Annotated in this window: 7 protein-coding genes and 2 rRNA genes; 6 read left to right on the top strand and 3 right to left on the bottom strand. The window is 65.1% G+C overall.

Going from position 1 to position 7,588, the window contains the following annotated elements:
* Nucleotides 1-82: 82 nt before the first annotated feature.
* Nucleotides 83-1,351, top strand: a complete 1,269-nt coding sequence (locus ACFSQR_RS11620; protein ID WP_377729940.1) for a hypothetical protein — start codon at nucleotides 83-85, stop codon at nucleotides 1,349-1,351.
* Nucleotides 1,352-1,402: 51 nt separating this feature from the next.
* Here the strand turns inward: ACFSQR_RS11620 and ACFSQR_RS11625 are convergent, their stop codons facing one another.
* Nucleotides 1,403-1,795 carry a hypothetical protein gene (locus ACFSQR_RS11625; RefSeq protein ID WP_377729941.1) on the bottom strand — a complete coding sequence of 131 codons (393 nt, stop codon included), beginning with the start codon at nucleotides 1,793-1,795 and terminating at the stop codon, nucleotides 1,403-1,405.
* 199 nt (nucleotides 1,796-1,994) lie between these two features.
* On the opposite strand from ACFSQR_RS11625, the gene acsA reads away from it, so the two are divergent.
* The 5 genes from acsA to ACFSQR_RS11650 are packed head-to-tail and all read left to right on the top strand — an operon-like array spanning nucleotide 1,995 to nucleotide 7,188.
* Nucleotides 1,995-3,758: an acetate--CoA ligase gene (gene acsA / locus ACFSQR_RS11630; protein WP_377729942.1), complete on the top strand. Its 1,764-nt coding sequence runs from the start codon at nucleotides 1,995-1,997 to the stop codon at nucleotides 3,756-3,758.
* A complete protein-coding gene (pdhA, locus tag ACFSQR_RS11635; RefSeq protein WP_377729943.1) occupies nucleotides 3,755-4,732 on the top strand; it encodes a pyruvate dehydrogenase (acetyl-transferring) E1 component subunit alpha in 978 nt (325 codons plus the stop codon). The genes acsA and pdhA overlap by 4 nt, the downstream gene beginning before the upstream one ends.
* Nucleotides 4,729-5,709 carry an alpha-ketoacid dehydrogenase subunit beta gene (locus ACFSQR_RS11640; protein ID WP_377729944.1) on the top strand — a complete coding sequence of 327 codons (981 nt, stop codon included), beginning with the start codon at nucleotides 4,729-4,731 and terminating at the stop codon, nucleotides 5,707-5,709. The genes pdhA and ACFSQR_RS11640 overlap by 4 nt, the downstream gene beginning before the upstream one ends.
* Nucleotides 5,706-6,932: a dihydrolipoamide acetyltransferase family protein gene (locus ACFSQR_RS11645; protein WP_377729945.1), complete on the top strand. Its 1,227-nt coding sequence runs from the start codon at nucleotides 5,706-5,708 to the stop codon at nucleotides 6,930-6,932. The genes ACFSQR_RS11640 and ACFSQR_RS11645 overlap by 4 nt, the downstream gene beginning before the upstream one ends.
* A gap of 37 nt (nucleotides 6,933-6,969) precedes the next feature.
* On the top strand, nucleotides 6,970-7,188 hold the full coding sequence (locus tag ACFSQR_RS11650; RefSeq protein WP_377729946.1) for an acyl carrier protein: 219 nt from the start codon (nucleotides 6,970-6,972) through the stop codon (nucleotides 7,186-7,188).
* Nucleotides 7,189-7,257: 69 nt separating this feature from the next.
* On the opposite strand, the gene rrf is transcribed toward ACFSQR_RS11650, so the two are convergent.
* Nucleotides 7,258-7,370, bottom strand: a 5S ribosomal RNA gene (gene rrf / locus ACFSQR_RS11655).
* Nucleotides 7,371-7,494: 124 nt separating this feature from the next.
* Nucleotides 7,495-7,588, bottom strand: a 23S ribosomal RNA gene (locus tag ACFSQR_RS11660); the annotation flags it as partial.

The raw sequence follows: 7,588 nt of genomic DNA on the forward strand, positions 1-7,588 counted from the left end.
GGCCGCACGCCTGGAAACCTTGTCATTTTCATCAAGATGGTAGCCTCGGGTCCCTGTTCGTAAGGATTCCGAGGAGCCCCATTTGAATGCCAAGACCGCCCTGACTATTTCGTTCGCCCTTGCCTGCACCGCTTGTGGAGGGGGCGGTGGCTCCGGACCCGGTCCGGGCACGGTCACTTCGGGCGGCGGCGGTGCGGTGGTCGCCGCCCCCGTCATCTCTACCCAGCCCGCGAGTCAGTCGATTGCGTCCGGCAAGCCCGCGACCTTCAGCGTCGCTGCCAGCGGCGCAGCCGCCTACCAGTGGCGCCGCGACGGTTCGCCGATTGCGGGCGCTACCGGCGCGAGCTATACGGTTCCAGCGGTCCAGCTCGAGGACCGCGGCAGCAAGTGGAGCGTGCAGGTCAGCAACCAGGGCGGCACAGTCACCAGCAGCGATGCGGTCCTGACGGTAAGCGGCATCCGCCTGCTCGCCGGTGCGCCGGACACTGCCGGTTCCGCGGACGGTGCCGGCGCAGCCGCGCGCTTCCATGAGCCTTTCGGGCTCGCGGTGGACGGCAGTGGCAATGTGTTCGCTGCCGACTACTATAACCAGACCATCCGCAAGATTTCGCCGGCGGGCCTCGTCACCACGCTGGCAGGCACGTCCGAGCTCAACGGCCAGGCCGACGGCACCGGATCGGCCGCGCGCTTTGCCTATCCGACCGGCGTGGCACTCGACAGGGCTGGCAACCTGTTCGTTGCCGACAGCGCCTGGCGCCTGGTCCGCAAGGTCACGCCACAGGGCGTGGTCAGCACGGTAACCCAACTGCCCAAGGGAACGAGTGTGGACGGACAGAGTACCGGCCTGTTCCAGCCGTCCGGCATTGCGCTCGACGGCGCGGGAAATATCTACGTGACCAATGGCGTGGGCACCCGCCGCATCGCACCCGACGCGACATACACCATGATCGAGGGGGACGATGTACGCAACGATGTCCCGACTTCGGTTGTCGCGACCGTTCGTGGCATCGCCGTCGATCCGTCCGGGAACGTGTATGTGGGAAGCCTGCAGAACGATATCCGCAAGCTGGGTACGGCCGGGGCAGCCATCGCAGGGACGGCCGGAATACAGGGTTTTCTGGCGACTGATCAGCAGGGTAATGTGTACGTCGCCGACCAGGCCGGCTCAGTCGTGCGCAAGATTACGCCGGAAGGAAAGATGAGCATCATTGCAGGGAACGGCAGCCCGGGACACCAGATCGGCGCCGACCTCGGGGCTGCCCTGCCACCGCCACGCGGTATCGCGGTAGGCAGCGATGGCGTGCTGTACGTCGCAGCAGGCCATGCGATCGTCAAGATCTACCAGCCCTGATTTCCGGCGCTACGCCCGTTGCGGGCGTAGGCTGCGCAGGGCGAGGAATGTCTACTTCGTCCCCTTGCTGGACTCGCGGCCCCCGCCGCCCTGGCGCGCGCCGATGGGGCCATGCGCCGACTCCTCGGAGCCTGCAGCCTGCGACTGCTGCGAACCGCCATACCCTGACTGCCGGGCCGCCCCCAGCCGCTCCTCTTCCGCCCGGGCGCGCATGCGTTGCGCCTGCTGGCGCGAACTCCAGCTGGCCTGCTGGGTTCCGGGACCGCCGCGCTCGCCCTGCCACGAACCGCCAAAACCAAGGCTCTGCCCACGGTTCCCGGACTGCAGGTTGCCCGGGCCGGCGCCCGGCGCGCGCGTCTGAAGGCTGTCGTTCGCTACCGGAATGGCTTTTTCCTTCGATACGCGGCCGACCACATTGTTGCCTTTTGTCTTCTGCTTTGCCATGTTCATCTCCATAGTGCAGGGCCCCCGGCGGCCCCGATGGATTGATGATGCGCGTGGAACTCAGGAGTCTATATAGGAGGATTGCTTGGCGAGGTGTAGGAAGCAGCCGACGATAACTCATCGGCCCGCGGCCCCGGGCTTTCGAGCGCGTTTGACAAAGATCATGTGAGTGCTTGCCTGTCGCGGTTGACAATGGTCCATGGCCCGACCTTCCGTGATCCGCAAAGCCGCTTCCAGTCTGCCCGTCACTCCGAACTGGGCCGACTATGAGGCGACGCGTGCCAGCTTTTCCTGGGACCAGGCGCGGCGCAACCTGGCCGGACTTCCTGGCGGCGGACTCAACATAGCGTACGAAGCGGTCGATCGCCACGCCGCAGGCTCCAATGCCGGGCAGGTCGCGTTCCGCTTCCTGTCACCCGGCGGTGCAACGCGCGAGCTGAGCTATCGACAGCTCTCGCAGCTGACCAACCGCTTCGCCAACGTGCTTAGCGGACTCGGCCTGGGCAAAGGGGACCGCCTGTTCGTGCTGGCCGGCCGTATTCCGGAACTCTATATCGCGGTGCTGGGTGGGCTCAAACTGGGCGCCGTCGTCTGTCCGCTTTTTTCGGCCTTCGGCCCCGAACCGCTGGTCACGCGGCTGCGCCTTGGCGGGGCGCGCGCGATCGTCACCACGTCAACGCTTTACCGCCGCAAGCTGGCACAGGTGCGTGACCAGTTGCCCGACCTTCAACACGTGTTGCTGGCCGGTGAACCGGACGCGCCGCCGGTTGCCGGCACGCAAGACCTCCAACGCCTGATGGATGCCGCATCCGAGGAATTCGCGATCGCCCGCACCGATCCCGAGGACATGGCGCTGCTGCATTTCACGAGTGGCACCACCGGCACGCCGAAGGGCGCAGTGCATGTCCACGATGCCGCGCTGATGCACTGGATGAGCGGCCGGTATGCACTCGACCTGCATCCGGACGACACCTACTGGTGCACCGCCGATCCCGGCTGGGTGACCGGCACCTCGTACGGCATCATCGCGCCCTTGCTGCACGGCGTGACCTCGATCGTCGACGAGGCGGAGTTCGACGCCGAACGCTGGTACCACATCCTGCAAGAGCAGCAAGTGAGCGTGTGGTACACCGCGCCCACAGCGATCCGGATGCTGATGAAAGCAGGTAACGCGATCCCGGCAAAATACAGCTTCCCGAAGCTGCGCTTCATCGCCAGCGTCGGCGAACCGCTCAATCCGGAAGCGGTGTGGTGGGGCCAGGAAGTACTCGGCCTGCCGATCCACGACAACTGGTGGCAAACCGAAACCGGCGGCATCATGCTCGCCAACACGCCGGCGTTCGACATCAAGCCGGGCTCGATGGGACGTCCCTTGCCCGGCATCGACGCTTTCGTGGTGCGAACGGACGATGCCGGTCAAGTGCAGGTGATCGAGGAGCCGGACGTGCAAGGCGAACTGGCCTTGCGGCGCGGCTGGCCTTCGATGCTGCGCGGCTACCTCAACAACGAGGAGCGCTATCGCAAGTGCTTTGCGGGCGATCTCTATCTCAGCGGCGACCTGGCCCGGCGCGATTCCGACGGCTATTTCTGGTTCGTCGGCCGGATCGACGACGTGATCAAGTCGGCCGGGCACCTGATCGGCCCATTCGAGGTCGAGAGCGCGCTGATGGAGCACCCTGCGGTGGCCGAGGCGGGCGTCATCGGCAAGCCGGACCCAACGGTAGGCGAGGTGGTGAAGGCATTCGTGTCGCTGAAAGCCGGCCAGGCACCGAGCGAGGAGCTGCGCATGGAACTGCTGGCCCACGCGCGCGTGCGACTGGGTGCGGCGGTCGCGCCGAAAGAGATCGATTTCCTGCCCAGCCTTCCGCGCACGCGTAGCGGGAAGATCATGCGGCGCCTGCTCAAGGCCCGCGAACTCGGCCTGCCCGAAGGCGATATTTCCACGCTGGAGACGCCGCAATGAGCGACTTGGGCGACAGGGCCGAAGCGCTGGCACTGCTGCGCGACATGCTGCGCATCCGCCGCATGGAGGAAAAGGCGGCCGAGCTATACGGTGCAGGCAAGATCCGCGGCTTCCTGCACCTGTACATCGGCGAAGAGGCCGTCGCCACCGGCGCCGCGCACGCGCTGGACCCCGATGACAATGTCGTCGCCACCTACCGCGAACACGGCCACGCGCTACTGCGCGGCGTGCCGATGAATTGCATCATGGCCGAGATGTTCGGCAAAGCGGACGGCTGCTCGCGCGGGCGTGGCGGCTCGATGCACCTGTTCGACCGCGCCCACCGCTTTTTCGGCGGCAATGCCATCGTGGGCGGCGGGCTGCCGCTGGCGGCCGGCCTGGCGCTCGCCGACAAGCTGCAAGGCACGGCCCGTGTGACCGCCTGCTTTTTCGGCGAAGGGGCCATGGCCGAAGGCGCGTTCCACGAGACGATCAACCTGGCCGCGCTGTGGCGGCTGCCGGTGCTGTTCCTTTGCGAGAACAACCTGTACGCGATGGGCACGGCGCTGGCGCGCTCGCAGTCGCAGACCGACCTGTGCGCCAAGGCGGCCAGTTACAACGTGCCAGCGCTGCCCGTGGATGGCATGGATGTGCTCGCAGCCCGGGATGCGACACGGACTGCAGTGCAGCACGTCCGCGCGGGGAACGGCCCCTTCTTCATCGAGTTCCGGACTTACCGTTTCCGCGCCCATTCCATGTTCGATCCCGACCTGTACCGCGACAAGGCAGAAATCGAAGAGTGGAAAAAGCGCGGGCCGATCCACACTTTTTCCGCACGCATGAAAGCGGCGCAGTTGCTGACCGAAGAACAGTTCCTCGCACTCGACGCGGAAGTGGCGCAGGAGGTCCAGGCATCGGTCGAGTTCGCGGAAGCTTCCGGATGGGAGCCCGTCGCGGACCTCCTGGGCGACGTGATGTCGCCCCATCCGGCATGAGAACCAGCTACCGCGAGGCCATGCGCGAGGCATTGCGCGAAGCGCTGCGCAATGACCCGCGCGTGTTCCTGATGGGCGAAGACGTCGGCAGGTATGGCGGCACCTATGCCATCTCCAAAGGGTTGCTCGACGAGTTCGGCCCGGACCGGGTGCGCGACACGCCCCTGTCGGAACTTGGCTTCGTGGGCATCGGCATCGGCGCGGCGCTCGGCGGCATGCGCCCGATCGTGGAGGTCATGACAGTCAACTTCAGCCTGCTGCCGCTGGACCAGATCGTCAACACGGCCGCCACCTTGCGCCATATGTCCGGCGGCCAGTTCAGCGTTCCGATCGTCATCCGGATGGCGACCGGCGCCGGCCGCCAGGTCGCGGCCCAGCACTCGCACAGCCTGGAAGGATGGTTCGCGCACATTCCCGGCATTACGGTGCTGGCGCCTGCCACCATTGCGGACGCGCGCGGCATGCTGGCACCGGCGCTGGCCGATCCCGACCCTGTCATCATCTTCGAACACGCGCAGCTATACAACATGGAGGGCGAACTCGATCTGTCCGCCGTGGCGGGCTGCGACATCCGTTCTGCTGCTGTACAACGCGCAGGCAATGACCTGACGATCGTGACCTACGGCGGCAGCCTGCCCAAGGCGCTGCAGGCCGCAGGGCAGCTGGCACTGCAGGGCATCGATGCGGAAGTCATCGACCTTCGCGTCCTGCGCCCGCTCGACATGGAGACCGTGCTCGCATCAGTGCGGCGCACCCACCGCGTGCTGGTGGTCGACGAGGGCTGGAAGACCGGCAGCCTGGCAGCCGAAGTCGTCGCCGGCATCGTCGAGCAGGCCTTCTATGAGCTGGATGCGGCGCCAGCACGGGTTTGCAGCGCCGAGGTGCCGATTCCTTACGCCCGCCACATGGAGGAGGCTGCGCTGCCGCAGGTAGCTGACATCGTAGCGGCGGCCAGCCAGCTAAAGGCACAGACATGATCGAATTCACGCTCCCATCGCTCGGTTCGGATATGGACGAGGGCAAGCTCCTGCAATGGAACATCGCCCCGGGGGACCACGTCGCGCGCGGGCAGGTCGTGGCAGTGGTCGACACCTCAAAAGCCGCAGTGGATGTCGAGACCTGGCAAGAGGGTACCGTGTTCGAACTGCTGGTCCAACCCGGCGAGACGGTGCCCGTTGGTACCGTGATGGCGACCTTCCTTGAAGCAGGCGAATCGCCGGAGACAGCGCAACGCCACGCGCAACCGGCAGCGGCCGTGACAGCGCCGGCCATGCCGGCGCCTGTCGCCGCACCCGTACCGGCTCCGCCGCCCGCCTCCCGCCCCACTGCCCGGCGCCGAAGCTCGCCCGCCGCACGCCTGCGCGCCGAGAACCTCGGCATTGACATTGCCACCGTCGCCGGCACCGGGCCCGACGGCGCCGTCACACTGCAGGATGTCGAACGTGCTGGTGCTGGTGCCGGTGCCGGTGCTGGTGCTGGTGCCGATGCTGGTGCTGGTGCTGGTGTGACCGCTACGAAAGCGGCAGCGTCCGACAAACAGGCCGCAATGCGGAAGGCGATCGGCGCGGCGATGAGCAGGTCGAAACGTGAGATCCCGCACTACTACCTGAGCGAAAGCGTGCCGATGCGCCGGGCTCTCGACTGGCTGGCAAGCGTCAACGCCCAGCGAGGCATTGCCGATCGCCTGCTGGCGGCTGTCCTGCAGATCAAGGCGGTCGCGCTGGCGCTGAAGGAATATCCCAACCTTAACGGTACCTTCGCCGGCGATGTGTTCGTTCCGGCTCCGTCCATTCATATCGGGGTTGCAATTTCACTGCGCCAGGGTGGGCTGATCGCACCTGCCATCCACGATGTGGCAGACAAAACGCTCGAACAATTGATGCGCGACCTTTCCGACCTGACCGCGCGGGCAAGGGCTGGCTCATTGCGTAGCTCGGAAATGTCTGACCCCACAGTCACGGTGACAAACCTGGGCGAACAGGGCGTGGAAGCGGTGTATGGCGTGATCTATCCACCCCAGGTCGCCCTCGTCGGCTTTGGAAGGATCACACAGCGCCCGTGGGTGGAAGACGGCGGATTGTTCGTCATGCCCGTCACCATCGCCAGCCTGGCGGCGGACCACCGCGCCTCCGACGGCCACTACGGCGCGCTGTTCCTGGCCGCGCTGCGCGAGCGGCTGCAACACCCGGAACAACTATAGGGGTCCCATCATGGAGAGGCAGGAACTGCGGAATATCGTGATCGCCACACTCAGGTCGATCGCCCCGGAAGTCGATGGGGAATTGCTGGTGGCCGACATGCCCTTACGGGACCAGGTCGATCTCGACTCCATGGACTGGCTCAATTTCCTCATCGGCCTGCACAACAGTCTTGCTGTCGAGATTCCGGAAGCCGATTATGCGAAGCTGCGCACGCTGGACGACTTGCTGGACTACATGTCCTCCCGCCTGCCCTGACTGGCCGGCGTTGGACCGTAAACGAAAAAAGCCCGCCGACATTAGTCAGCGGGCTTCTTCTTATAACTAGCCTGACGATAACCTACTTTCACACTGGTTGCAGCACTATCATCGGCGCAAAGTCGTTTCACGGTCCTGTTCGGGATGGGAAGGGGTGGGACCGACTTGCTATGGTCATCAGGCATAACTTGTACGAGCGTCGTGATCAATTTCACGCCGCTCTGAATCTGGGAGAAGTAATGTTTTGTAGTAGTGCCTCATCGGGCACTGAATGAAGTCACTTGCGATTTAACCTGCTAAGGTTATAGGGACAAGCCTTACGGGCAATTAGTATCAGTTAGCTTAATGCATTACTGCACTTCCACACCTGACCTATCAACGTCCTGGTCTCGAACGACCC

The sequence above is a fragment of the Pseudoduganella sp. GCM10020061 genome, assembly GCF_042683405.1.
Classification (GTDB): Bacteria; Pseudomonadota; Gammaproteobacteria; order Burkholderiales; family Burkholderiaceae_D; genus Telluria.

Excerpts from the sequence above, each read along its gene's own strand:
- ACFSQR_RS11645 (WP_377729945.1), top strand. The coding sequence starts at position 5,706 with ATGATCGAATTCACGCTCCCATCGCTCGGTTCGGATATGGACGAGGGC.
- acsA (WP_377729942.1), top strand. The coding sequence starts at position 1,995 with ATGGCCCGACCTTCCGTGATCCGCAAAGCCGCTTCCAGTCTGCCCGTC.
- ACFSQR_RS11640 (WP_377729944.1), top strand. The coding sequence starts at position 4,729 with ATGAGAACCAGCTACCGCGAGGCCATGCGCGAGGCATTGCGCGAAGCG.
- ACFSQR_RS11625 (WP_377729941.1), bottom strand. The coding sequence starts at position 1,795 with ATGGCAAAGCAGAAGACAAAAGGCAACAATGTGGTCGGCCGCGTATCG.
- pdhA (WP_377729943.1), top strand. The coding sequence starts at position 3,755 with ATGAGCGACTTGGGCGACAGGGCCGAAGCGCTGGCACTGCTGCGCGAC.